The 23,534-nt window shown below is 75.8% G+C and carries 24 protein-coding genes and 2 tRNA genes; 15 read left to right on the forward strand and 11 right to left on the reverse strand.

Annotation, left to right across the window (positions count from 1 at the left end):
* Window positions 1-151: 151 nt before the first annotated feature.
* Together ABT299_RS19460 and ABT299_RS19465 are read right to left on the reverse strand one after the other, a co-directional pair.
* Window positions 152-994, reverse strand: a complete 843-nt coding sequence (locus tag ABT299_RS19460; protein ID WP_387018684.1) for an ABC transporter permease — start codon at window positions 992-994, stop codon at window positions 152-154.
* On the reverse strand, window positions 991-2,010 hold the full coding sequence (locus ABT299_RS19465) for an ATP-binding cassette domain-containing protein (protein ID WP_387018681.1): 1,020 nt from the start codon (window positions 2,008-2,010) through the stop codon (window positions 991-993). The genes ABT299_RS19460 and ABT299_RS19465 overlap by 4 nt, the downstream gene beginning before the upstream one ends.
* 125 nt (window positions 2,011-2,135) lie before the next feature.
* Here ABT299_RS19465 and ABT299_RS19470 point away from each other — a divergent pair, with 125 nt between their 5' ends.
* On the forward strand, window positions 2,136-2,846 hold the full coding sequence (locus ABT299_RS19470; protein WP_190867650.1) for a TetR/AcrR family transcriptional regulator C-terminal domain-containing protein: 711 nt from the start codon (window positions 2,136-2,138) through the stop codon (window positions 2,844-2,846).
* A gap of 40 nt (window positions 2,847-2,886) precedes the next feature.
* On the opposite strand, the gene ABT299_RS19475 is transcribed toward ABT299_RS19470, so the two are convergent.
* Window positions 2,887-3,435: an AAA family ATPase gene (locus tag ABT299_RS19475; RefSeq protein ID WP_500251594.1), complete on the reverse strand. Its 549-nt coding sequence runs from the start codon at window positions 3,433-3,435 to the stop codon at window positions 2,887-2,889.
* A gap of 178 nt (window positions 3,436-3,613) precedes the next feature.
* Here ABT299_RS19475 and ABT299_RS19480 point away from each other — a divergent pair, with 178 nt between their 5' ends.
* The 3 genes from ABT299_RS19480 (at window position 3,614) to ABT299_RS19490 (ending at window position 5,656) form a co-directional block, all read left to right on the forward strand.
* Window positions 3,614-4,111 (forward strand): helix-turn-helix domain-containing protein, encoded by a 498-nt coding sequence (locus ABT299_RS19480; RefSeq protein WP_500251595.1) that lies wholly within the window; start codon window positions 3,614-3,616, stop codon window positions 4,109-4,111.
* Window positions 4,104-4,472, forward strand: coding sequence for a DUF4180 domain-containing protein (locus ABT299_RS19485; RefSeq protein ID WP_190867646.1), 369 nt, complete (start codon window positions 4,104-4,106; stop codon window positions 4,470-4,472). The genes ABT299_RS19480 and ABT299_RS19485 overlap by 8 nt, the downstream gene beginning before the upstream one ends.
* Window positions 4,473-4,951: 479 nt before the next feature.
* On the forward strand, window positions 4,952-5,656 hold the full coding sequence (locus ABT299_RS19490) for an iron-containing redox enzyme family protein (RefSeq protein ID WP_500251596.1): 705 nt from the start codon (window positions 4,952-4,954) through the stop codon (window positions 5,654-5,656).
* Window positions 5,657-5,797: 141 nt separating this feature from the next.
* Here the strand turns inward: ABT299_RS19490 and ABT299_RS19495 are convergent, their stop codons facing one another.
* Window positions 5,798-6,796 (reverse strand): zinc-dependent alcohol dehydrogenase family protein, encoded by a 999-nt coding sequence (locus ABT299_RS19495; protein WP_500251597.1) that lies wholly within the window; start codon window positions 6,794-6,796, stop codon window positions 5,798-5,800.
* A gap of 142 nt (window positions 6,797-6,938) precedes the next feature.
* On the opposite strand from ABT299_RS19495, the gene ABT299_RS19500 reads away from it, so the two are divergent.
* The 4 genes from ABT299_RS19500 (at window position 6,939) to ABT299_RS19515 (ending at window position 10,184) form a co-directional block, all read left to right on the forward strand.
* A complete protein-coding gene (locus ABT299_RS19500; protein ID WP_500251598.1) occupies window positions 6,939-7,307 on the forward strand; it encodes an ArsR/SmtB family transcription factor in 369 nt (122 codons plus the stop codon).
* Window positions 7,308-7,409: 102 nt separating this feature from the next.
* A complete protein-coding gene (locus ABT299_RS19505) occupies window positions 7,410-8,186 on the forward strand; it encodes a class I SAM-dependent methyltransferase (RefSeq protein WP_500251599.1) in 777 nt (258 codons plus the stop codon).
* 106 nt (window positions 8,187-8,292) lie between these two features.
* Window positions 8,293-9,012, forward strand: a complete 720-nt coding sequence (locus ABT299_RS19510; RefSeq protein ID WP_500251600.1) for a TetR/AcrR family transcriptional regulator — start codon at window positions 8,293-8,295, stop codon at window positions 9,010-9,012.
* The gene (locus ABT299_RS19515) at window positions 9,009-10,184 is read left to right on the forward strand and encodes an FAD-dependent oxidoreductase (protein ID WP_500251601.1); all 1,176 of its coding nucleotides are present in this window, start codon (window positions 9,009-9,011) and stop codon (window positions 10,182-10,184) included. Before ABT299_RS19510 ends, ABT299_RS19515 begins: the two co-directional genes overlap by 4 nt.
* 123 nt (window positions 10,185-10,307) lie before the next feature.
* Here ABT299_RS19515 and ABT299_RS19520 read toward each other — a convergent pair whose 3' ends face one another.
* From ABT299_RS19520 to ABT299_RS19530, 3 genes are all read right to left on the reverse strand, one after another.
* On the reverse strand, window positions 10,308-10,913 hold the full coding sequence (locus tag ABT299_RS19520; RefSeq protein WP_500251602.1) for a hypothetical protein: 606 nt from the start codon (window positions 10,911-10,913) through the stop codon (window positions 10,308-10,310).
* Window positions 10,914-10,945: 32 nt separating this feature from the next.
* Window positions 10,946-11,018 (reverse strand) — tRNA-Arg (locus ABT299_RS19525).
* 37 nt (window positions 11,019-11,055) lie between these two features.
* A tRNA-Cys gene (locus ABT299_RS19530) sits at window positions 11,056-11,128 on the reverse strand.
* 428 nt (window positions 11,129-11,556) lie between these two features.
* Between ABT299_RS19530 and ABT299_RS19535 the strand changes: the two genes are divergently transcribed.
* Window positions 11,557-13,014 (forward strand): benzaldehyde dehydrogenase, encoded by a 1,458-nt coding sequence (locus tag ABT299_RS19535; RefSeq protein ID WP_500251603.1) that lies wholly within the window; start codon window positions 11,557-11,559, stop codon window positions 13,012-13,014.
* On the opposite strand, the gene ABT299_RS19540 is transcribed toward ABT299_RS19535, so the two are convergent.
* Window positions 13,002-13,649, reverse strand: a complete 648-nt coding sequence (locus ABT299_RS19540) for a TetR/AcrR family transcriptional regulator (RefSeq protein WP_500251604.1) — start codon at window positions 13,647-13,649, stop codon at window positions 13,002-13,004. The two genes, ABT299_RS19535 and ABT299_RS19540, sit on opposite strands and share 13 nt — an antisense overlap.
* A 73-nt stretch (window positions 13,650-13,722) precedes the next feature.
* Here ABT299_RS19540 and ABT299_RS19545 point away from each other — a divergent pair, with 73 nt between their 5' ends.
* Window positions 13,723-14,997, forward strand: coding sequence for an FAD-dependent monooxygenase (locus tag ABT299_RS19545; RefSeq protein ID WP_500251605.1), 1,275 nt, complete (start codon window positions 13,723-13,725; stop codon window positions 14,995-14,997).
* Window positions 14,998-15,009: 12 nt separating this feature from the next.
* Here the strand turns inward: ABT299_RS19545 and erm are convergent, their stop codons facing one another.
* Window positions 15,010-15,894 (reverse strand): ErmE/ErmH/ErmO/ErmR family 23S rRNA (adenine(2058)-N(6))-methyltransferase, encoded by an 885-nt coding sequence (gene erm / locus ABT299_RS19550; protein ID WP_500251606.1) that lies wholly within the window; start codon window positions 15,892-15,894, stop codon window positions 15,010-15,012.
* A gap of 438 nt (window positions 15,895-16,332) precedes the next feature.
* Here erm and ABT299_RS19555 point away from each other — a divergent pair, with 438 nt between their 5' ends.
* Both ABT299_RS19555 and ABT299_RS19560 read left to right on the forward strand, forming a co-directional pair.
* On the forward strand, window positions 16,333-17,346 hold the full coding sequence (locus ABT299_RS19555) for an alpha/beta hydrolase (protein WP_500251607.1): 1,014 nt from the start codon (window positions 16,333-16,335) through the stop codon (window positions 17,344-17,346).
* 142 nt (window positions 17,347-17,488) lie between these two features.
* Window positions 17,489-17,767: a hypothetical protein gene (locus tag ABT299_RS19560; RefSeq protein WP_190867619.1), complete on the forward strand. Its 279-nt coding sequence runs from the start codon at window positions 17,489-17,491 to the stop codon at window positions 17,765-17,767.
* A 46-nt stretch (window positions 17,768-17,813) separates the two neighbouring features.
* Here the strand turns inward: ABT299_RS19560 and ABT299_RS19565 are convergent, their stop codons facing one another.
* Together ABT299_RS19565 and ABT299_RS19570 are read right to left on the reverse strand one after the other, a co-directional pair.
* A complete protein-coding gene (locus ABT299_RS19565; RefSeq protein ID WP_500251608.1) occupies window positions 17,814-19,490 on the reverse strand; it encodes a DUF885 domain-containing protein in 1,677 nt (558 codons plus the stop codon).
* An 89-nt stretch (window positions 19,491-19,579) separates the two neighbouring features.
* Window positions 19,580-20,332 (reverse strand): hypothetical protein, encoded by a 753-nt coding sequence (locus tag ABT299_RS19570; protein WP_500251609.1) that lies wholly within the window; start codon window positions 20,330-20,332, stop codon window positions 19,580-19,582.
* A 200-nt stretch (window positions 20,333-20,532) separates the two neighbouring features.
* Here ABT299_RS19570 and ABT299_RS19575 point away from each other — a divergent pair, with 200 nt between their 5' ends.
* The 3 genes from ABT299_RS19575 to ABT299_RS19585 are packed head-to-tail and all read left to right on the forward strand — an operon-like array spanning window position 20,533 to window position 23,530.
* Window positions 20,533-21,549, forward strand: coding sequence for an AAA family ATPase (locus ABT299_RS19575; RefSeq protein ID WP_190867613.1), 1,017 nt, complete (start codon window positions 20,533-20,535; stop codon window positions 21,547-21,549).
* A complete protein-coding gene (locus ABT299_RS19580) occupies window positions 21,546-22,586 on the forward strand; it encodes a DUF58 domain-containing protein (protein ID WP_387018633.1) in 1,041 nt (346 codons plus the stop codon). Before ABT299_RS19575 ends, ABT299_RS19580 begins: the two co-directional genes overlap by 4 nt.
* Window positions 22,583-23,530, forward strand: a complete 948-nt coding sequence (locus ABT299_RS19585; RefSeq protein ID WP_190867609.1) for a VWA domain-containing protein — start codon at window positions 22,583-22,585, stop codon at window positions 23,528-23,530. Before ABT299_RS19580 ends, ABT299_RS19585 begins: the two co-directional genes overlap by 4 nt.
* Window positions 23,531-23,534: the final 4 nt, after the last annotated feature.

Consider the following 23,534-nt stretch of genomic DNA (forward strand, 5'->3'; position numbering starts at 1 on the left):
GGCGTGCCGGCCGGCGGCGACCTGCCGGCGGCGCGGGGCGGGGCGGGCGGGGGGCCCGGGGGCGGGGTCCGGGGGGGGTGGGCGCCCCCGCCCGCCGGCCCCGGGGGGGGGGTCTCCCGCGGGGGCGGCCGGGGGCGCGGCCCGCGGGCGGTCACCGTCCGCGCCGGTGGAAGGTGCGCACCGACAGCGGCGCGAACACCGCGATAAGCGCCACCGACCACAGCAGGGTCGCGGCGACGGGGTGCGCGAGGGGCCAGGCGAGGTCGCCGGCGTGGCCGGCGGGCGCGCCGGGGTTGCCGAACAGCTGCCGGCAGGCGGCGGTGGCGGCGCTGACGGGGTTCCAGTCGGCGACGGCCTGCAGCCAGCCGGGCATCCCGCCGGTCGGGACGAAGGAGTTCGACAGCATGGTGACCGGGAACACCAGCGGGACGAACTGGTCGGCGGTCTGCTCGTTGCGCACCACCAGGCCGAGGAAGCAGCCGGCCCAGCTGAGCGCGTGCCGCAGCAGCATCAGCAGCAGGAACGCCTCGGCGGTGGGCCACAGGCCGCGGTGCGCGCGCCATCCGACGACCAGGCCGGTGGCGGCCATGATGACCAGCGCGAGGACCCCGTTGATCGCGTCGGCGCCGGCCTGCCCGAACGGGACGGCCGAGCGCGCCATCGGCATGGCGCGGAACCGGTCCATGACGCCGCGGGAGGCGTCGGTGGCGACCCGCATGGTGACGGCCATGACGGAGGTGAAGGACACCATGACGAACAGGCCGGGCATCAGGTACTCGCGGTAGTTGCCGCCGCCGGGGACGGTGATGGCGCTGCCGAACACGTACCCGAACAGCACGACCATGACGGCGGGGAAGATCAGCGCGGCGATCAGCTCGCCGGGTTCCTGGCGCAGCCGGCTCAACTCGCGCCCGACGAGGGTGAGGCCGTCGGCGGCGGTCCAGCGCAGCCGCGCCGCCGGGGACGGTCGGGTGCCGAGGGCGGGGGCGGTCATCGGACGGTCTCCTTCTGGCGGCCGGCCGGGTCCCCGGCCTCCGGGTCGTGCGCCGTGGTGTCTTCGGCGGGTGCGGCGGGGTCGGTGTCGCGGCCGGTGAGGCGCAGGAACACCTCGTCGAGGGTGGGGCGGCGCAGCCCGACGTCCTCGGCGGTGACGCCGGCGCGGTCGAGTTCGCGGACGACGTCGGCGAGCCGGACGGCGCCGCGGGCGAGCGGGACGGTCAGCCGGGCGCCGTCCAGGTCGGGGTGGGCGCCGGCGAGGCCGGACAGGACGCGGGCGGCGGCGCCGGCGTCGGCGGGGTCGGCCAGCGCGACGTCGAGCCGGTCGCCGATGGAGGCCTTGAGCGCGTCGGGGGTGCCTTCGGCGATGACGCGGCCGTGGTCGATGACGACGACGTCGTCGGCGAGCCGGTCGGCCTCCTCCAGGTACTGGGTGGTGAGCAGGACGGTGGTGCCGTCGGCGACCAGGGCGCGGACGGCGTCCCAGATCTCGCCGCGGCTGCGCGGGTCCAGGCCGGTGGTGGGCTCGTCGAGGAACAGCACCCGGGGCCGCAGGATCAGGCTGGTGATCAGGTCGAGGCGGCGGCGCATGCCGCCGGAGTAGCCCTGGACCTGCCGGTCGGCGGCGTCCATCAGGCCGAAGCGCTCCAGCAGCTCGTCGGCGCGGCGGTGGGCCTCGCGGCGGGGCAGGTGGTAGAGGCGGCCGAACATGCGCAGGTTGCCGCGTCCGGTGAGCTTCTCGTCGACGGCGGCGTACTGGCCGGCGAGGCCGATGGCGGCGCGGACCCGGTCGGGTTCGGCGGCGACGTCGTGGCCGGCGACGCGGGCGCGGCCGGAGTCGGCGTCGGCGAGGGTGGCCAGGATCCGCACGGCGGTGGTCTTCCCGGCGCCGTTGGGGCCGAGCAGCCCGCAGACGGTGCCGGGGGCGACGGCCAGGTCGAGGCCGTCCAGGGCCTTGGTGTCGCCGTAGCGCTTGTGCAGCGCCTCGGCGGACACGATCGGTTCGTCCGGCATCATCGCCTCCATTGGGTACGCCGTACGCGGTGGACTGCCGCCAGGCTAGACAACCGAGTACGATGTACGCAACTAGAATCGCGGCAGGGGCCGGACGGGTTCCGGGACGCGGTGGAGGGAGCACGGTGGCGGACGTCGAGGCGGTCAGCATCTTCGCGGTCCCCGAACGGCAGGGCCGGGGCCCGAGACCCGCCTACAGCCGCGCGCAGATCACCGAGGCGGCGGTGCGGATCGCCGACGCCGACGGGCTGGAGGCGGCGTCGATGCGGCGGATCGCGGCCGAGCTCGGCACCGGCGCGATGTCGCTGTACCGCTACGTCCCCTCGCGCGACGACCTCATCGAGCTGATGTACGACCACGTCGTCGGCACCCTGGAGATCCCGGACCGGCCGACCGGCGACTGGCGCGCCGACCTGCGGCTGGTCGCGCGCAACACCCGGCAGATGTGGCTGGCGCACCCGTGGGTGGCCGACCTGCACCGCGCCCGCCCGACGTTCGGCCCGAACCAGCTGCGGATCACCGAGTTCGGCTTCGGCGCCCTGGACGTCGGCATCCCGGTCGACGACATCATCACGCTGATGAACATGCTGAACGGCTACGTCGTCATGACGGTCCGCGCGGAGATCGAGTGGGAGCGCGAGCGGCGCCGCAGCGGGATGACCATGCAGGACTGGATGCGCCAGAGCTCCCCTTACGTCCACCAACTGCTCGACCGGGGCGAGCACCCGATGTTCGAGCGCGTGGTGCGGGACGCCTCGCTGCCGCACATGGACCCCGAGGCGCAGTTCGCCTACGGCCTGGAGCGCGTCCTGGACTGCATCGCCTCCTGCCTGTGACGCGCGCCCGCGTGGCGCGCGGCGGGGGCCGCGGGCCGCGTCAGGGCAGGAGGTAGGCGCCGGACCGCAGCCCGTCGGCGACGGCCCGCGCGGTCTGCTCGGGGGTGAGGGCGGCGGAGTCCAGGACGCGGGTCTCGTGGTCGCCGAGGTCGGCGAACTCCTCGAACATCCGCAGGACCGGCCCGGGCTCGGTGAGCGCGCCGGGTCCGCGCGCGGTGGCGCGCGCGAGCACGGTGTCGCGGTCCGGGCGCAGCACCACGTAGTGCAGGGGGACGCCGGCGCCGGCGGCGGCGTCGCGGAAGGGGCGCAGGAACCACGGCCCGACGACCCCGTCGAACACCACGTGGTAGCCGCCGGCGGCGTATCCGGCGGCCGCCGCGGCCTGCACGGCGACGACGGTCTGGTTCTGCCGGTGCGCCTCGGGCAGGTGCGGCGGGATCGCGCCCTGGGCGATGAAGGCGAAGAAGTCGTCGCCGTGCAGCCGCACGCTCGGCGCGAGCCGCGCGGCCAGCAGACGCGCCACGGTGCTCTTGCCGGCGCCGCACGGCCCGGTCAGCACGGTGACGGTTCCGCGTTCCTCGCCGGTCATCGCTCCCCCATCGGCGGCTCGGGGACGCCGGCGCGGCGGGACGCGCGCGCGGGCGGGACGCGCGGGCCGCCGCCTCGCGTCCGCGCGCCACGCTATCGCCCGCCCCCACCTCCACCGCCACCCATTTAGGTACCGCAAACTTCCCTATCGTTCCCTCAATGGGGTAGTTTGCGGAGTGATGGAGGAGCGAATGTACTCGGTCGAGGAGGTCGCGGACCTTCTCGGGCTGCACGTGCGGACGGTGCGCGGCTACATCCGGGCCGGGCGGCTGGACGCGGTGCGGATCGGCAAGCAGTACCGGATCCCCGCGGCGGCGCTGGAGGCGCTGACCGGGCGTCCCCGCCCTGCGCAGGACGGGCCGGGCGAGGGCGCGGGGCGGGCGGAGGTGTCGAGCATCGTGCAGATCGACGGGGTCGGCCGCGCCGCCGCGGACCGGCTCGCCACGTTCGTGCTGGCCGGGGTGAACACCGGGCGGGGGGACGGGGGCGCGCTGCGCGTCCAGACCGTCCACGACGAGGAGCGGAGGCGCATGAAGATCGTGATCCTGGGCGGGGTGCCGGCCACCGCGGAGGTGCTGCGGCTGATCGAGGCCGTGCTGGACGGCGGCGTCCTGGACGACCGCGGCTCCGGCTCCGGTGGCGCGGCCGGGGCGGGGCGGGAGGCCGGCGGTGCCTGACGAGGTGCGGGAGCGGGCGGGCGTGCAGGTGCTGATGTGCGACCCGGACGGGCCGCCGGTGGCGACCGAGCAGGACGCGCTCGACCTGATCGGGGCGGTGTTCCTCGGCGCGCAGGTGGTGGCGGTGCCGGCGGCGCGGCTGGACGAGCGGTTCTTCTCGCTCGGCACCCGCTTCGCGGGCGAGGTCATGCAGAAGTTCGTGAACTACCGGCTGCGGCTGGCGGTCGTCGGGGACATCTCCCGGCACCTGGCGGCGAGCCCGGCGCTGCGCGCCCTGGTGCGCGAGTCGAACGCGGGCGACCACGTCTGGTTCGTCGCCGACCTGGACGAGCTGGACGACCGGCTCCGCGCGGTCGCCTGAGCGGCCGGCCGGGGGCGGGCGGCGGTTTGAGGGGCGGCCCGGGGGCGGTGGCCGGACGTGGTCCGTTTGCGACCGGAGACGCCGCGTATCGCGTGAGACGACGCGTTCTGTGAGATTCTCACGGCCGGATCCGGCCACCGGTCCGGGCGGTATCGGCCCGGGCGCCGGACGCCGGGGGCGGGGCGGAAACGCACGGGGCGCGGGATGGCCCGATAAAGGCGCAGCACATTCCGTTCGGAGCCGGAACTACCATACGGCGGCGCGGTCGTGCAAGGTGTCGCGGCGGCGACGGTAATGGACCGGTGAAGGCGATATTGGGCGCGCGCTGAACGTCGGTTAGGTTCTGCTGTTAGCGCGTCGCATCGCGCGTCCGCGGGGGGTGTCCCCGGCGGGCCCGCCGCCGGGCGGAAAACCGTCGAACCCCCGCCTCGACGTGCGGCGATGACGGGAACGAAATGGCCGCAGATCATTGGAGAATCATGACCTCGCTCGCTGGATCCGCCGTATCGGCCGACCTGCTCGCCCATGCCGTCGGAACGCTGGACGGCAGCGTGTTCTTTTCGGACCTGCGGACGGGAAAGGCACCGGCCGAGATGGTCCGCGACGTTTTCGGCCAGTACTACCTGTGGCGGAACCAATTTCATCGGTGGCTCGGCGTCTGCGTGGTGAAGAGCCCGGCGTTCGGCACCGAGTTCGACGCCTCCCGGGTGCTGACCGGGCTGACCGAGCACATCGCGGAGGAGGTCGGCGGCGACCATCACGGCCTGGCGGTGCGGATGCTGCGGGCGCTGGGCGTGGAGCGGCCGTCGTCGGTGGAGCCGCTGCCGGTGACCGCGGCCTACTGCGCGTCGTTCCCGGCGCGGTTCCTGGCCCCCGGGGCCGACGGCGCGGAGGCCGTCGCGGCGCTGGCGGGCCGGGAGATCGCCAGCCCCGTCCGCAACCGGGTCGTCCTCGACGCGCTGGCGGAGCACTACGGGGTGGTATCGGGGCTGGAGTTCCTCACCCTGCACGAGACCAAGGGGCCGGGGCAGTTCGCGGCGCTGTGGGACATCCTGGTCAATGGCTACTTCGCCGACGAGGCGCTGATGCTGGCGGCGGCGCGCCGGGAGATCGGCGAGCACGTGGCGTTCTGGGACGAGGTGTACGCGCACCTGTCGCGCAGCCTCGCCGGCGTCACCGCCTGACCGGCGAGCGCCTGACCGGCGAGCGCCTGACCGGCGAGCGCCTGACCGGTCAGAGCCCGGCCGGCGCCGCGTCCCGGCCGCCGGCCGGTCCCCCGGGCCCCTGGTCTACAGCGACGCGGGCCCCGGGGGGTGGGGCGGTCCTCAGTCGCCGGTGGTGACGACGATCTTGCCGACCTGCGCGCCCGCCTCCATGTACCGGTGCGCCTCGACGATCTCCCGCAGGCCGAACACGCGGTCGACGGCCGGGGCGAACGCGCCGCTGCGCAGGCCGGAGGCGACGAACGCCTCCGCGCGGCGCAGCCGCGCCGGGTCCCGGGTGGTCTCGTACAGGGTGTAGGTCCGCATGTTCAGCGCGGGCATGCCGAGCTCGAAGCCGGGATAGGGGGTCGTCCGGCCGCTGAGCGCCCCGTACTCGATGAGGGTGCCGCCGGGCGCGACGGCCCTGGCCAGGTCGATCACGCCGGGGCCGGCGACGGCGTCGAACACCAGCTCCGCGCCGCGTCCGCCGGTCAGGTCCAGGACGGGCGCGGCGACGTCGTCCCCGCGGCTGACGATCACCTCGGCGGCGCCGGCCTCGAGCAGCGCGTCCTTCTTGCCCGGGCTGCGGGTGACGGCGATCGGCCGCGCGCCGGCGCGGACGGCGACGCGGATCGCGGCCAGGCCCACGCTGCTGGAGGCGGCGGTCAGGACGACGGTGTCGCCGGCGCGCATCCCGGCGACCTCCACCAGCGCCCCGTAGGCGGTCAGGTACGGCATCCACACCGCGGCGCCGCCGACGGCGTCCAGCCCCTCGGGGCGCTTCAGCACGGCGGCCGCGGGGACGATCGCCTTCTCGGCGTAAACGCCGTAGTCGTTCATCGAGAACGCGGGGACGACGCTGACCGGCTCGCCCCGGCGGAAGGCGGTGACGCCGGGGCCGGCGGCCTCGACGGTCCCGGCGGCCTCGGCGCCGAGGCGGGCGGGGAACGCCGTGACCGGCTCGATGTAGTCGCCGGCGCGGAACAGCGCCTCGGCGCGGTTGAGGCCGATCGCCTCGACGCGGACCAGAAGCTCGCCGGGGCCGGGTTCGCCGGTCTCGACGTCCTCCAGCCGCAGCACCTGCGGGCCTCCGAGCTCGTGGAACCGCACCGTGGTGGTCATCGCGCATCGCCTCTTCCGCGTCGGCGGGCGGCGCCGCGCGCCGTCCCGGGGTGGTGATCACCCAACCCAAAAGTACGACCGCTGTCAAACTTTGATGGCTGTCGTACTTTGATGGTCGCCGTACTTCGACGTTCGTCGTACGATGGGCGCGCGGGAGGTGGACATGGCGGCGGTGCGCGACGGCGGGCGGGACCGGGTCCCGCCGCATCCCGACGTCCGGGACGTCGGCCTGCAGCGGGTGCTGGAGGCGCTGGTGGACCCGGTGCGGCGGCGGATCGTCGGCGAACTGGACGCGGCGGGCGCGGACCTGAGCTGCGGCGCGATCGACCTGCCGGTCAGCAAGTCGACCGCGACCCACCACTTCCACGTGCTGCGCGAGGCGGGCCTCATCCGGCAGTACTACGTCGGCACGTCCCGCATGAACGCGCTGCGCCGCGAGGAGTTCGACGCGGTGTTCCCGGGGCTGCTGGACGCGGTGACCGCCGAGCACGCCCGCCCAGCCGCCCCCTGACACCGGTTCCCTGACACCGGCTCTTGCCCGGTCCGGCGCCCGCCTGGCGTCCCCCGCTTAATGGCTTGCGGGCGCGGGGGCGCGGCGGGGAGCCTCGGCGGCATGGATCGCGATGTTCTGCGCTACTACGAGCGCGGCGGGGAGGACCGCCGGCTGCGCGAGGGCGGCGGGCGGCTGGAGTTGTGGCGGACCCAGGACGTCCTGCGCCGTTTGCTGCCGGCGCCGCCGGCGCGGGTGATCGACGTAGGCGGCGGTTCCGGGGTGCACGCCGAGTGGCTGGCCGCCGACGGGTACGCGGTGGAGCTGGTGGATCCGGTCCCGCTGCACGTGGAGCAGGCGTCGCGGATCCCCGGGGTGTCCGCGCGGCTCGGCGACGCCCGCGACCTGCCGGTGCCCGACGCGTCCGCCGACGCGGTGCTGCTGCTCGGCCCGCTGTACCACCTGGTGGAGCGCGCCGACCGGGTGCGGGCGCTGCGGGAGGCGGCGCGGGCCGTGCGGCCGGGCGGCGTGGTGGCGGCGGCGACGATCGGGCGGCACGCCGCGCTGCACGACATGCTCCGCAAGCGCCGCTACCGGGGCAAGCGCGCGATCGTGGACGCCTCGGTCGAGACCGGTGTGCTGCGCGCCACGCCCGACATGGGGTTCACCACCGCCTACCTGCACGAGGCGGACGAGCCGCCGCGCGAGTTCGCCGACGCCGGGCTGCCCGGCGCCCGCTCCTACGGGCTGGAGGGCGCGGTGTGGCTGTTCGGGGGCCTGGACGAGCTCCTGGAGGAGGACCGCGAGACGGTCCTTGAGGCGCTGCGGGCGGTGGAGTCGGTGCCGTCGCTGCTCGGGGTGAGCGGCCACGTCGTCACGGCGGCCGTCCGCCCGCGCTGACCGGGCCGCGAACCGCGCGGCGCGCACGGGGTCGCCGTGCGCCTCGTGACGAACATGTTCGTTACGAACTTGTTCGCAACGAACATGTTCGTGTACGGTGGTGGGCATGACAGTCGATCCACCTGCGGGCGGCGCGCCGCGCAGCCGCCGAGAGCGTCCCGCCAAACCCGCCCTGACCAGGGAGGGCATCGTCGCGTCGGCGGTGCGGCTGGTGCGCGCCGAGGGCCTGGCGAAGGTGACGATGCGGCGGCTGGCCGCCGAGCTGGACACCGGCCCGGCGTCGCTGTACGTGTACGTCCGCAACACCGCGGAGCTGCACGCGGCGGTGCTGGACGAGCTGCTGGGGACGGTCGCGCCGCCGCCGGCGTCCGGGACGTTCGCCGAGCGGCTGGAGGCGGTGCTGACCTCCTACACCGCGATGCTGATGGAGCATCCGGGGCTGGCGCGGTCGGCGCTGGCGGCGCGGCCCAGCGGGGAGAACTACCTGGACCTGGTGGAGCGGCTGCTGGGGCTGCTGATCGAGGGCGGCGCGTCGCCGGGGCAGGCGGCCTGGGGGGTGGACGTGCTGCTGCAGCACGCGACGGCCACCGCGGCCGAGCAGTCCGCCCGCGACGCCGACGCCGACGCCGCCGGGGACTGGGACGCGCTGGTGGCGGCGCTGCGCGGCGCGTCGCCCGGCAGGCGCCCGCACCTGGCGGCGCTGGCGGGGCCGCTGCTGTCGGGCGCGCCGCGGCAGCGGCTGTCGTGGGGGTTCCAGTCGCTGATCAACGGCATCCTGCGGACCCCCGCACCGGACGACCACGACGACATCGGGAGGACACCATGAACGGCATCAACGGGGAGAACGGCGGCGGGACGCAGCGGCGGGCGCACGAGCCGGTCACGATCGTCGGGGCGGGCCTGGGCGGCCTGACCCTGGCGCGGGTCCTGCACGTCCACGGGATCGAGGCGGCCGTGTTCGATCTGGACGCCTCGGCGGACGCCCGCGCGCAGGGCGGCTTGCTCGACATCCACGAGGAGTCGGGGCAGCGGGCGCTGCGCGCGGCGGGCCTGCACGAGCGGTTCCTGCCGCTGGTGCACGCGGGCGGGGAGGAGATGCGGATCCTCGACAGCGGCGGCCGCGTCCGGTTCGCCGAGGCCGACGACGGCGGGCGGGGCCGTCCGGAGGTGGACCGGGGCGCGCTGCGGGACCTGCTGCTGGCCTCGCTGCCGGAGGGGACCGTGCGGTGGGGCGCGAAGGTGGAGGGGGCGCGGCCGCTGGGCGGCGGCCGCCACGAGGTGCTCCTTTCCGGCGGGGCGGTGTTCACCACGGACCTCCTGGTGGGGGCGGACGGGGCGTGGTCGCGGATCCGGCCGCTGGTGTCGGACGCGGTCCCGGCCTACACGGGGGTGGTCATGGTGGAGTCGGACCTGCGCGACGTCGACGCCCGCCATCCGCGGGCCGCGCGGATCGCCGGCGGCGGGATGCTGTTCGCGCTCGGCGGCGGCCGGGGGTTCCTGGCGCACCGGGAGCCGGACGGCGGCGTCCACGTCTACACGGCGCTGCGGGTCGCGCCGCAGTGGGCGGCGGGCGTCGACTTCGGTGACGCGGCGGCGGCGAAGGCGGCGGTCCTGGAGCATTTCGGCGGCTGGGACGAGGGGCTGCGGGCGCTGGTCGCCGACGCCGACGGGCCGCTGGTGCCGCGGCCGATCCACGCGCTGCCGGTCGGGCACCGCTGGGACCGGGTGCCGGGCGTGACGCTGCTGGGGGACGCGGCGCATCTGATGTCGCCGTTCGCCGGCGAGGGCGCGAACCTGGCGATGCTGGACGGCGCGGAGCTGGGCGAGGCGATCGCCGCGCGTCCCGGTGACGTGGAGGCGGCGCTGGCCGCCTACGAGGCGGTGATGTTCGCGCGCGGGCGCGAGGCGGCGGCGGCGTCGGCGGAGAACCTGGAGCGGTGCCTCGCCGCGGACGCGCCCGACGGGCTGGTCGCGATGTTCGCCGAGCACGCCGCCTGACCGGACGCCGCCTGACCGGACGCCGCCTGGTCGCGCCGCCTGGTCGCGCCGCCCGGCCGTGTCGCCCGGCCGCGCCCCCTCCCCCGGCCTGAGGGAGGGGGCGGTGTGTCAGGGCGCGGTGTGTCAGGGGGCGGGGAAGTCGCGTCGCTTGATCTTGGCCTTGTCGCAGGCGGGGTCGGCGGGGTCGCGCCAGAACACGATGCCCTCGTAGGGGTGGGCGTGCAGCCAGGCGGCGAGGCCGTCGTGGTCGCGGGGGACGTCGCCGAGGTCGTCGGCGCCGTGCGGGACGAGGGTGTGCCGCTCGGCGCCCTCCGGGTTCCCGTTGATCTTGGGGCCGATCAGCTCGTAGGTGCCGGCGGCCAGAACGCCTCCGCCCTGTCCGCCCTGTCCGCTCTGTCCGCCCTGTCCGCCTTGTCCGTCGTGTTCGTCCAGGGCGGCGCGCAGGTGCTTCCAGAACGCGGACTGCTCGGCGGGCTCCCATCCGACGGTCTTGCCGGTGGCGGGGTCGGTGGCGAGGGGGGTGAATCCGGGCGGGGCGGGCCGGCCGGGCTTGACCTCGCGGCGGGCGTGCCAGCGGGCGCCGTCGAAGCGGACGCAGGTGCCGTCGTACTTGCGGGTGGCGCGGCCCTCACCGGCGAGCACCCAGGCGCAGGACGGGTCGGGCTCGGAGGTGACGTGGCGGGGGTCGCCGTCCCGGTCGCGGACGAACAGTGTCGGTATCTTGCGCATGCGGTCATTCCCTGCCGGTGGCGGGTGCGGGGTCTCCCCGGCAGGAATCGAACCTGCGGCGCCCGGCTTCGGAGTCCGGCGCTCTGTCCTCTGAGCTACGGGGAGCGGGCCCCGCCCCCGGGTGACGTGGGGGCGGGGCGGGAGACGCCGGTGGGATTCGAACCCACATGATCCGGACCTGCAATCCGGTGCCTGAGCCGTTCGGCCACGGCGTCGCGGCCCGCAGGGGCGCGGGCGCACGGGGTCTTTCACGGGTCGTCGAGAAGAAAGCAGCCGCCGTTCCGGTCGGTGGGAAGGGCGGCCGTGACGCGCTGGACGCGCGAAGGTCAGGTGGCCGCCCGCCGGGTGGACCGGGAGCAGGTGCGGGTGCGGTCGCCGCATCGCCGCGTCATGGTCTGCTCCCTTCCCCGTGGCCGGTAGATATGACGAGTATGCGCGGCGCCGCGCGGGCCCCGCAACGGGTTTTCCCGCCGGGGCGTGAGCGTGGTTTCGGCGGCGTCCGCCGCGGGACATTCCGTTCAGTGGAAACCCGTTGTTCCTCCGCCGGTCGGGTACGGCGAACCTGGGAGGACGGGCCGCGCCGCGCGGGCGGGGCCGCGTCGCGTCCGCGCCCGCGGGCGCGTGGTTCGAGGAGGAGCCGACGATGGCGTTGCTGGACCCCGGGACGTGGACGGACAAGATCTTCACCGGCGGGTGGGCCGCCGCGGACGGCGGCGTGCTGGAGGTCGTCGAGCCGGCGACCGGCGCGGTCCTCGGCACGCTCGGGCGGGCGTCGGCGCGCGACGTCGTCGCGTCGGCCGCCGCGGCCGCCGACGCGCAGCGCGACTGGGCGGCCCGCACCTACGAGGACCGCGCCGCGGTGCTGCGCCGCGCGGGCCGGCTGTTCGAGGAGCACGCCGCCGAGATCCAGGACTGGATCGTGCGGGAGGCCGGGTCGGTGCCGGCGAAGGCGGAGCTGGAGGCGCACTTCGCGGCGGGCCTGTGCTACGAGGCGGCGGCGCTGGCCTCGCACCCGCAGGGCCTGGTGCTGCCGTCGGCGCAGCCGCGGTGGAGCCTGGCGCGGCGCCGCCCCGCCGGGGTGGTCAGCGTGATCGCGCCGTTCAACTTCCCGCTGATCCTGTCGATGCGGTCGGTCGCGCCGGCGCTGGCGCTCGGCAACGCGGTGCTGCTCAAGCCCGACCCGCGCACCGCGGTGTGCGGGGGCGTCGCCCTCGCGCGGGTCTTCCAGGAGGCGGGCCTGCCCGAGGGGCTGCTGCACCTGCTGCCGGGCGGACTGGAGACCGGCGAGGCGGTGGTGGCGGCGCCGCAGGTGCGGGTGGTGTCGTTCACCGGGTCCACCGCCGCGGGCCGCAAGATCGGGGAGGCGTGCGGGCGGCTGCTCAAGCGCGCGCACCTGGAGCTCGGCGGCAACAACGCCCTCATCGTGCTGCCGGGCGCCGACATCGCCAAGGCGGTGTCGGCGGGCGCGTGGGGGTCGTTCCTGCACCAGGGGCAGATCTGCATGACCACCGGGCGGCACCTGGTGCACGAGAGCCTGCACGAGGAGTACGTCGCCGCGCTGGCCGACAAGGCCGACAAGCTGCCGGTCGGGGACCCGGCGGCCGGGCCGGTCGCACTCGGCCCGATCATCGACGAGGGACAGCTCGCGCACGTCGACGCGCTGGTCCGCGACACCGTCGCCGCCGGGGCGCGGCTGGCGGCGGGCGGCACCCACGAGGGCCTGTTCTACCGGCCGACGGTGCTGGCGGAGGTCACCCCGGACATGCCCGCCTACGCGCGGGAGGTGTTCGGGCCGGTCGCGCCGGTGGTGCCGTTCTCCAGCGCGGACGAGGCGGTCGCGCTGGCCCGCGACAGCGAGTACGGGCTGTCGCTGGGGATCCTCGGCGACGTCGGGCAGGCGATGGCGATCGCCGACGCGGTCCCGACGGGGCTGGTGCACATCAACGACCAGACCGTCAACGACGAGCCGGTGGTGCCGTTCGGGGGGCTGGCGGCGTCGGGGAACGGGTCGCGGTTCGGCGGCCCGGACGCCAACATCGAGGCGTTCACCGAGACCCAGTGGGTGACGATGCGCGGGGAGATCGCCCCTTACCCGTTCTGACGCCCCGCGAGCCCTGCCGCCGGCGCCGCCGGCCGGGCGTCCTGTTGCGGGCTGTGGCGGGGCAGGACGCCGTCGAGGTACTCGGCGACGGCGTCGCGCAGGCCGGCGGCGTCCGGTTCGGGTCCGGCGCCGGCGACCGCGTCGAACAGCAGCCCCTCGACGAAGGCGACCAGCCGCGGCCCGTGCCGGCCGGGGTCGGGGGACCCGGCCCGGCGCATGAGGTCGGCGGCGACATCGCGGAACCCGCGCCCCAGCTCGTCGTAGATCGCGCGCAGCTCGGGGCGGCGGGTCGCCTCCAGCGCCAGCTCGTAGCGGGCCAGCACGGACGCGCGGTGCTCGCGCAGCTGCGCGTCCACCAGGCCGGCCAGCGCGTCGGCGAGCAGGTCGCGTCCCGCTCCGCGCAGGTCCGCGCCGAGCGGCGCGGCGGACCCGGCGAACCGCCGCCGCTCCAGCTCGGTGAGGCGCCGCAGCGCCAGCTCCAGCAGCGCGGCGCGGGTGCGGGCCAGGTTGGAGGTGGACCCGGCGGGCAGTCCCGCGGCCTTGTCGACGGCGCGGTGGGTGAGGCCGCGCATGCCGGCGGTGGCGAGCAGCGCGAGGGCGGTGTCGGCGACCAGCTCGGCGCGCGGGGACGTCATGCCCCCGATCCTACCGGCGCCTCACTACAGGCGTAGTATTCGACTACGGCTGTAGTGAGAAGGGGTGTCCGCAATGGCGCACGCGATCGTGATCGGCGGCGGGATCGGCGGCCTCACCGCCGCCGCGGCCCTGCACGCCCACGGCTGGACGGTGACGCTCCACGAGCGCGCCGCCTCCCTCGAACCCGTCGGATCCGGCCTGGCGATCGGCCCCAACGCGCTGCGCGCCCTGGACACCATCGGCGCCGGCGACCCCGTCCGGGCCCTCAACGCCTTCCAGGGCGAGGGCGGGGTCCGCCGCGCCGACGGGCGATGGCTGTCGCGCACCTCTATCCAGACCGCCGCCGACCGCTACGGCGACCCGCTCGTGGTCACCCTCCGCGCCGCCCTGGTCGACCTGCTCGCCGCCCGGCTGCCCGACGGCGCTCTGCACCTGAACTCCACCGCCGACCTCGCCTCCCCCGGCGACGCCACGACCCCCGCGACCGTCACCACCAGCACCACCGGCCCCGGCCCCGGCGCCGACGCCGACGCCGACGCAGTCACGGGCGAGGAGACCGCCGACCTCGTCGTCGCCGCCGACGGCATCCACTCCCCGACCCGCGCGACGCTGTTCCCCGGCCGCTCCCCCATCCGCTACACCGGACTGACCGCCTGGCGCGCCGTCACCCGCGCCCCCGCCGGGAGCTTCACCCCCGCGGAGGCGTGGGGCCGCGGCACCGTCTTCGGGATCAACCCCCTCACCGGCGACCGCGCCTACCTGTACGCCACCGCCCCCGCACCCGAGGGGGCCCGCGCCCCCGGCGGCGACGAGCGCGCCGAACTGCTGCGGCTGTTCGGCGGCTGGTACGACCCCGTCCCCGCCCTGCTGGAGGGCGTCGACCCGGACGCGGTGCTCCGCAACGACGTCTACCACATGCCCAGGCCGCTGCCGGCGTTCCACCGCGGACGCACCGCGCTGCTCGGCGACGCCGCCCACCCCATGACCCCCAACCTCGGCCAGGGCGCCTGCCAGGCCATCGAGGACGCGGTCGTGCTCGCCCACCACGCGACCCGCGCCGCCGGCACCCCGCCCGGCCCGGACACCCGGGACGCGGCCGGCAGGGCCGGCGGGGCCGGCGCGGACATGCCGGCCGCGCTCGCCGCCTACACCGCCGCCCGGCGGCGCCGCACCACCCAGGTGATGCGGCGCTCCCACCGGATCGCGCGGATGACGGCGCTGACGGGCGCGGTGCCGGTCGCCGCCCGCGACGCCGCCGTCCGCCTCGCCGGGCTGCTCGGCCCGACCGCGCTCGTCCGGGAGGCCGACATGATCTTCCGGTGGCGGCCGCCCGCCGGCCCCGCCTGACCCGCCGCGGGGTCAGCGGCCGGTCAGAGCCCGCACCAGCACGATCCACCGGTCCGGGTGGACGTCGGCGACCAGCGCGCCGGGCGCGATGCCCGCCGCGGCCAGCGCCGCGTCCACCCGGCGCCGCGGATGCGCCGCGCGCAGCGAGGCCCGCAGCGAACCGCCCTTCCCGGTGAACCCCAGGTCGACGCAGCGCAGGTAGTCGCCCATCGCGGCCGGCGGCAGCAGCGGGCGCGGCCGCCGCACCAGCCGCAGCACCGCGCCGTCCACCCGCGGCACCGGCCGGAACAGCCCGCGCGGGACCCGGCCGCCCGCCTCCCAGCCGAACTCCGGCCAGGTCCGCACGGTCAGCCGCGACCACCGCCCGTACCCGCCGGTGCGCTTGCGCGCGTACTCCAGCTGCGTGATCAGCGTCGCCGACGCCAGCCCCGGCGCCTCCAGCGCCCAGCCGACGATCCGCGACGTCGCGCCGAACGGGATGTTGCCGGCCAGGTGGAACGGGCCCGACGGCGGGCGGGCGGCCAGGAAGTCGCCGGTCACGCACCGCACGTTCGGCAGCGCCGCGCACCGCGCGCGCAGCCGCGCCGCCAGCCGCGGATCGATCTCGTAGGCCACGACACGCCCGGCACTGCCGGCGCGGGCGGCCAGCGCGGCGGTGATGCGGCCGTCGCCCGCGCCGGCCTCCACGATCAGCGCTCCGGGCGCGGGCACGGCGGCGCGGGCGTAACGGGCGATGGCCGCGGAATCGGATAGGAAGTTCTGCGACAGCGTGCGCCGCGCGTTCGCGCGCGGGCCGCCGTGGTGCTGCTGGTTCAGGGTCGCCGTCCTCGGCTCGCGGCCCCGGCGGGGCCGGCCGGACGGGCACCGGAGGCACCGCGTGCACGCGCGAGGCGGCATCAGGCGGCAACACCGCACGCGTGAGCGGCCGAGAAGACGTCGCGAAGGCGCGGCCGGGCCCGTCCGAGGTGGTTCATGGACGCTCGAAGGCCCTGGACCGCAGGCGGGGGAACGCCGACGAGCGCGCGCGACCTCTCAAGGCCGCCGCGCCGACGCGCGACAAGACAGGCGGGAACCTCGAAAACGGGCCCCGCCGGGAAGGTCAGGCGCGAGCGCGCGCCACCGGCCGGTCCAGGACGGGACGGGCCTCACGCAGCCTCGCCGAGACGGCGTGCCCGGTCCCCAGGACCGCGCTCTTCGTGAAACAGGCCATGCCGGCGATCGTAGGAGACCACCGGCCGCGCCCCCAACAGGTTTTCCCGCCCCGCGCGGCCTGCGGGCCGCCGCGCCCTCGTAGGCTGGGCCGCCCACCGTCCGCCGCGCCGTCAGGGGAGGGCCATGGGCCGCGATCCGGACTACCTGGCGTTCCTGCGCCGCCGCCTCGGCGAACCCCCGCCCCGGTCCCCGGCCGCCTCCCCACCCGAGCCGCCCGCCGGACAGGCCGCCGGGGCGGGCGGGCGCGACACGGCCCGCGCGATCGAGGACGCGCGCCGCGAGCACGCCGCCGACCTGGCTCGCTCCCCCCGCCCGCCCGTCGCGATCGTCCGGGACGTCACCGTCGACGGCCCCGCCGGACCGCTGCCGGCCCGCCTCTACCACCCCGGCGGCGACCGCCCCACACCCGCGATGGTGTACTTCCACGGCGGCGGCTGGGTCCTCGGCGACGTCGACTCCTACGACCCCGTCGTCCGTGCCCTCGCCCTCGCCAGCGGCGTCGCCTGGCTGTCGGTCGGCTACCGCCGCCCGCCCGAGCACCCCTTCCCCGCCCCGCTCGACGACGCCGTCGCCGCCGTCCGCTGGACCACCGCCAACGCCGGCCGCCTCGGCCTGGACCCCGCTCGCGTCGGCGTCGCCGGCGACAGCGCCGGCGGCCAGCTCGCCGCCGCCGCGGCCGCCCTCCTGCGCACCGCCGGACCCGCCCGCCCCGTCCTGCAACTGCTGGTCTACCCGGCGCTGGACCTGCGGGACGTCCCGCCCGCCCCGCCCGACCCCGACGGCCTGCCCTGGCCGCCGTCGAACGTGCGCCGCGCCCTGCGCCTCTACCTCGACGGCGCCGACCCCGCCCGGCCCGAGGTGTCGCCGCTGCTGGACCCCGACCCCCGCGGCCTGCCGCCCGCGATCATCGCGACCGCCGAACACGACCGGCTCCGCCCCCAGGCGGAGGACCACGCCGGACGCCTGCGCGCCGCCGGCGTCCCCGTCACCCTCATCACCGGCACCGGCCTGGACCACGGCTTCCTCGGCTGGGGCTCGTTCGCGCGCCGCCCCGCCCGAGCCGTCGACCGCATCGGCGCCGCCGTCCGCGCCGCCCTCACCGCACCGCCACCGGCCGAGCGACCGGCCTCGCCTTGACCGGCCTTGACCGTCCCCCCGCCGGCGCCCGGCCCGCCCTCGCCGTCACTTGCCCCGGCCGTTTAACCGCCTTGACGTGGGCAATCACCATAGCGAGCCGGATTTTCACCGAACCTCGCCACCGGTTGAGGAGGGACCCGTCTTGAGGGCGACGCACCAGATGCGCATGGTCCGGGCCGCGGAGTCCGGAGTCGAGGAATGGGCCTGCCCGACCTGCGGCCGCCGGATGCTGCTGCACTGGCCGCCCCACTACAGCAAGCGGATCCTCGAACCCGGCGACGAGAGCGCCTCCCACGTCGGCTCCTGCACCGACCTGCCCGACGAGGACCCGGCCCCCGGCACCACCGCCGCCGACGCGCCGCGCCGCTGGCTCCGCGAGACCGGCGTCGACCCCGCCGTCGGCCCCTCCGCCCCCGTCTGACCCCAGGACCCGCCGGCACCAGCCCCGTCAGCCCCAGGACCCGAGGTCAAAGTCGCGCCAGCTCCGAGCGCAGCAGATCCAGCCCCATCGGCCCCAGATCCAGCGCCCGCCGATGGAACTCCTTCAGATCGAACGCCGCACCCGCCCGCCGCCGCGCCTCCTCACGCCCCTCCAGCCACACCCGCTCCCCCACCTTGTACGCGATCGCCTGCCCCGGACGCCCCAGATACCGGTCGATCTCGAACGAGATGTACGCGTCCGTCTCCGGCCCCGTGTGCGCCCGCAGGAACTCCCACCCCAGCTCCGGCGTCCACCGCTCCCCCTCGTGGAACCACACGCCCTCCGGGATCTCCAGCTCCAGATGCATCCCGATGTCCAGCACCACCCGCGCCGCACGGAACTGCTGCCCGCCCGCCAGCATCCCCAGCCGGTACGCCGGATCCCGGTAATACCCCAGCTCGTCCATCAAACGCTCGGCGTACAGCCCCCACCCCTCCGCATGCCCCGGGCACAGCTCACCCGACAACCGCTGGAACCGGTTCAGCGTCGCGGCGTTCAACGTCGTCACGCCCAGCTGCAGGTGATGCCCCGGCACCCCCTCGTGGAACATCGTCGCCGGCACCGTCCACGTCACGACCTCCTCGTCCGGACCGCCGACCGTCCACCACACCGTCCCCGGACGCGACAGGTCCTCCGCCGGCGCCAGGTAGTACACCCCCGACTCCACCGGCGCGATCCGGCACTCCACCCGCCGCAACGGCTCCGGAATGTCGAAATGCGTCCCGTCCAGATCCGCGATCGCCCCGTCCGCCAGCTCCTGGATCCACGCCCGGAACGCCTCCGCGCCCCTGATCCGGTACGCCGGATCCGCGTCCAGCGCCGCCCGCACCGCCGCGACCGGCTCCCCCGGACCGATCCGCGCCGCCGCCTCCGCCATCTCCGCCTCGATCCGCGCCAGCTCCCGCCAGCCCCACGCGTAGGTCTCCTCCAGATCCAGCGCCGTCCCCAGGAAATCCCGCACCCCCAGCCGGTACCGGTCCGCGCCCAGCGCGTCCCGCTCAGGCGCCCGCGGCGCCAGCTCATCGGCCAGGAACCCCGCGAACTCCTCCAGCGCACCCGACGCCGCCGCCACCGCCGCGTCCAACCGCCCCCGCAACGGCCCGTCCCCGTGCCGCCCCGCCAGCCCGGCCAGGAACCCCGGCATGTCCCGGCACTCCCGCACGTTCCGCAGCACCTGCCGCCGCGCCGCCACCCGGCCCCCGCGCAGCGACTCCTCCAACGACACCCGCAACCCCGCCAGCGCCCCCGGCAGCCCGCCCACCCGCGCCGCCACCGCGTCCCAGTCCGTCGCCGCGCCCTGATCCAGCAGATCGACCGCCGTCCGCAGCCGCTGCACCGGACCGTCGGTGGTGTCCAGCTCCCACGCCCGCACCCCCGCCTCGTCCAGCTCCCGCTCGCACTCCAGAGGCTCGCGCAGCACCGCGGCCCCCACGCCGGACGCACCGGACGCCCCGCCGCCGGACGCGGTGATCCGATCCAGCTCCGCCAGCGTCGACCGCGTCAGCTCCGCCCGCGCCGCCCGCCCCTCCGGCCCGAAATCGGTCAACCGGGACTCCTGCCCGGCGATCCCCATCATCGCCGCCAGGCACGGGTCCAACGCCGCGAAAGCGTCCACGTACCGGTCGGCCAGAGCGTCCACAGCGCTCACCTCAGAAGCGGTCATCGCCCCAGGCTAGGACACCCCGCCCCACCAAGCGATCATGAAAGAACCGCGCGCCCCCACCGCCGGCCCCACCGTCGGCCCAGCGCCGGTCACAGCGGCCCGCCGTCACCACCACCGCCCGAACCCGACGGCGACGGAGACGGCGACCCCGACGGCGGCGGCGTCGGCCTCCCCGGCTGCTGCGGCACCGACGGCGGCGCCGACGGAGCCACCGACGGCGTCGGCTCCGGCGGCTCCGGAGGCGGATCCTTCGGCCGCGGCTGACACGAGAACAAGACCGCCATCAACACCACCAACACCACCAACGCCGCCGCCAACGCCAGAACCGCCGCCACCAGACTCCGCTCCGGCGGACGCTCCGGCGCCGCCACCGGTCCCCCCACCGCCGGCTCCCGGCGCGGACGCGCCAACGCCGCCTCCGACGACCCCAGCCAATGCGGCTGGAACTGCGGACCACGCCGCCGCCCCCACCGCCGCGAACCACCCAGCAGGACCGGCTCCAGGAACCGCTCCGCACCCGGCCCCTCCGCCCCGTACGCCGTCGCCACCCACGGCGCCGGCCCATCCGGCTGCGCCGCCACCACCGGCGCACCCCCGCCACCATGCGCACCGCCGCGCCCCGCACCACCCGCACCCGGCACCGCCGCATTGATCGCCGCCCGGAACCGGTCCCGCGCCGCCGCGTCCTCCGCCGCACCCCGGTTCAGCACCGCCACACTCGCGCGCCGCCCCTGACCGTCCACACCCAGGAACACGATCCCGGCAGCGGACTCCGACAAACGCGCCGACAAACGGTACGGCCCCAGCTGAGCGGGATCGCCCGGGGGCAACGGCCTCGACATGGCCGCAACACTAACAACCGCGCCCGCCCCCGGCCCCCACCACGACCACCCCGCCACCCCCCGGACCCGCCCCCGACCACAGGCACCCAGACCACAGGCACCCAGACCACAGGCACGGATCGCGCATGAACGGGTACAAGTGATCGCGTAGGGTCGGAACGCGCCCGCTCACACCCGGCACACAGTGAGGGACACCCACAATGACCATCGCCGCCAACGACGTCGACGAGGCCGCCGCGCTGCTCCAGAGCACCCTCGCCGAGGTCAAGAAGGTCATCGTCGGCCAGGACCACATGGTCGAACGCATGGTCGTCGCCCTCCTCGCCCGCGGCCACTGCCTCATCGAAGGCGTCCCCGGCGTCGCCAAGACCCTCGCTGTCGGAACCCTCGCCAAAGTCGTCGGCGGCACCTTCGCCCGCCTCCAGTTCACCCCCGACCTCGTCCCCTCCGACATCGTCGGCACCCGCATCTACCACCCCTCCACCGAGCAGTTCGACGTCGAGCTCGGCCCCGTCTTCGTCAACTTCGTCCTCGCCGATGAGATCAACCGCGCCCCCGCCAAGGTCCAGTCCGCTCTCCTGGAGGTCATGGCCGAACGCCAGGTCTCCCTCGGCGGCAACACCTATCCCCTCCCCCGCCCCTTCATCGTCCTCGCCACCCAGAACCCCATCGAGTCCGAAGGCGTCTACCCCCTCCCCGAAGCCCAGCGCGACCGCTTCCTCATGAAGATCGACGTCCGCCACCCCTCCGCCCACGAGGAACTCCACATCCTCCAGCGGATGAGCGTCGACCCGCCCGAGGCCACCCCCGTCCTTGACGCCGACCGGCTCGCCGAACTCCAGCGCGCCACCGAAGAGGTCTCCGTCCACGAACTCGTCGCCGACTACATCGTCCGCCTCGTCATGGCCACCCGCGAACCCGAGCAGTACCGCCTGCCCGACCTGCGGCCCGTCATCGAGATCGGCGCCAGCCCCCGCGCCACCCTCGGCCTCGTCGCCACCTCCCGCGCCCTCGCCCTGCTGTCCGGACGCGACTACGTCCTGCCCGACGACGTCCAGGCCGTCGCCCGCGACGTCATCGCCCACCGCCTCGTCCTCACCTTCGACGCCCTCGCCGACGGCACCGACCCCGCCGAGGTCGTCGACCAGATCCTCGCCGCCGTCCCCCCGCCCCGCGTGGTCTGGAACCACGGCGCCGCGGCGGTGACCACCGCATGACCACCCGTCCCCGCCGCGACGACACCCTCGCGCAGCTCGCGCCCGAACGCACCCTGCGCCGCCTGGAACTCCAGGTCACCCGCCGCCTGGAAGGCCTGCTCAACGGCGAGCACCTCGGCCTGCTCCCCGGCCCCGGCACCGAACTCGCCGAAGCCCGCCTCTACCAGCCCGGCGAGGACGACGTCCGCCACATGGACTGGGCCGTCACCGCCCGCACCACCACACCCCACGTCCGCGACCTCGTCGCCGACCACGAACTCGAAGCCTGGGCCCTGGTCGACCTCACCCCCAGCATGGACTTCGGCACCGCCGGCATGGTCAAACGCGAACTCGCCGTCGCCGCCCTCGCCGCCGTCGGCTTCCTCACCGTCCGCCTCGGCGACCGCGTCGGCGCCTACCTCCAGCACCCCGGCGGCCTGCGCCGCTGGCCCGCCCGCACCGGCAAGGCCGCCCTCTACGCCCTCCTGCAGGCCGTCCTCGACGCCCGCACCGAACCCGGCACCGGCCCGCCCGCCGCCATGGCCGGCACCACCGCCACCGCCGGCACCCCCCACAGCGGCCTCGCCGCCGCCATCACCTCCCTGGCCCGCGGCCAGACCCGCCGCGGCCTGCGCGTCGTCATCTCCGACTTCCTCCCGCCCGGCCCCGGCGCCCCGGGCGCCGAACCCGGCACCGACCCCGACGCGCAACCCGACTGGGAGAGCCCGCTGCGCCGCCTCGCCGCCCGCCACCAGGTCCTCGCCGTCGAGGTCATCGACCCCCGCGAACTCGACCTGCCCGACGTCGGCCTCGTCGAGATGACCGACCCCGAGACCGGCGCCGTCCACGAGATCGTCCTCAGCCGCCGCACGCGCGAACGCTACGCCCGCGCCGCCGCCGCCCAGCGCGACCACACCCGCGCCGCCCTGCGCCGCTGCGGCGTCCACCACCTCGTCCTGCGCACCGACCGCGACTGGATCGCCGACGTCGCCCGCTTCGCCGTCCGCCAGCGCCGCGCCGCCGGGCGGGCCGTCTCCACCGCGGGAGTGCGCCCATGACCTTCCTGTCGCCCGAACGCCTGTGGCTGCTGGCCCTCGCGCCGATCCTCGTCGGCCTCTACATCGTCCTGCAGATGCGCCGCCGCAACTACGCGGTCCGCTTCACCAACCTCGCGCTGCTCTCCCAGGTCGCGCCGAAGCGGCCGGGCTGGCGCCGGCACGTCGCCGCCGCCCTGTTCCTGATCATGATCGTGCTGATGATGATCGGGTTCGCCCGCCCCGCCAGCTCCGTCAAGGTGCCCCGCGACCGCGCCACCATCATGGTCGCGGTCGACGTGTCGCTGTCGATGATGGCCCAGGACGTCGCGCCGAACCGGATGGAGGCCGCCAAGGCCGCCGCCAAGAAGTTCATCCGCGAGCTGCCGTCCCGCTTCAACGTCGGTGTCGTCTCCTTCGCCGGCAACGCCAACCTCATCGCCGCGCCGTCCGCCGACCGCGACACCGCGATCGCCTCCCTCGACCAGCTCAGCCTCGCCAAGCGCACCGCGATCGGCGAGGCGGTGTTCACCTCGCTGCAGGCGATCCGCACCTTCGACACCCAGGCCGCGCACGACCCGCCGCCCGCCCACATCGTGCTGCTGTCCGACGGGGACAACACCACCGGACGGTCCGTGCAGGAGGCCATCGACGCCAGCCGCACCGCGCACGTCCCGGTGTCGACCATCGCGTTCGGCACCCCGTACGGCACCGTCGACATCGAGGGGGAGACCACCAGCGTCTCGGTCAACAAGGAGGCGCTGAAGACCCTCGCCACCAGCACCCAGGGCAAGGCCTACGAGGCCGCCGACGCCGGGCAGCTCCGCGACGTGTACTCCAACATCGGCACCTCCCTCGGCTTCAAGACCGAGCACCGCGACGTCGCCGCCCGCTACACCGGCATCGCGCTGCTGTTCGCACTGGCGGCCGGCGGGGCGTCCCTCGTCTGGTTCTCCCGCATGCCGTGACCTC

The organism is Spirillospora sp. NPDC000708 (assembly GCF_040299565.1).
Lineage (GTDB): Bacteria > Actinomycetota > Actinomycetes > Streptosporangiales > Streptosporangiaceae > Spirillospora.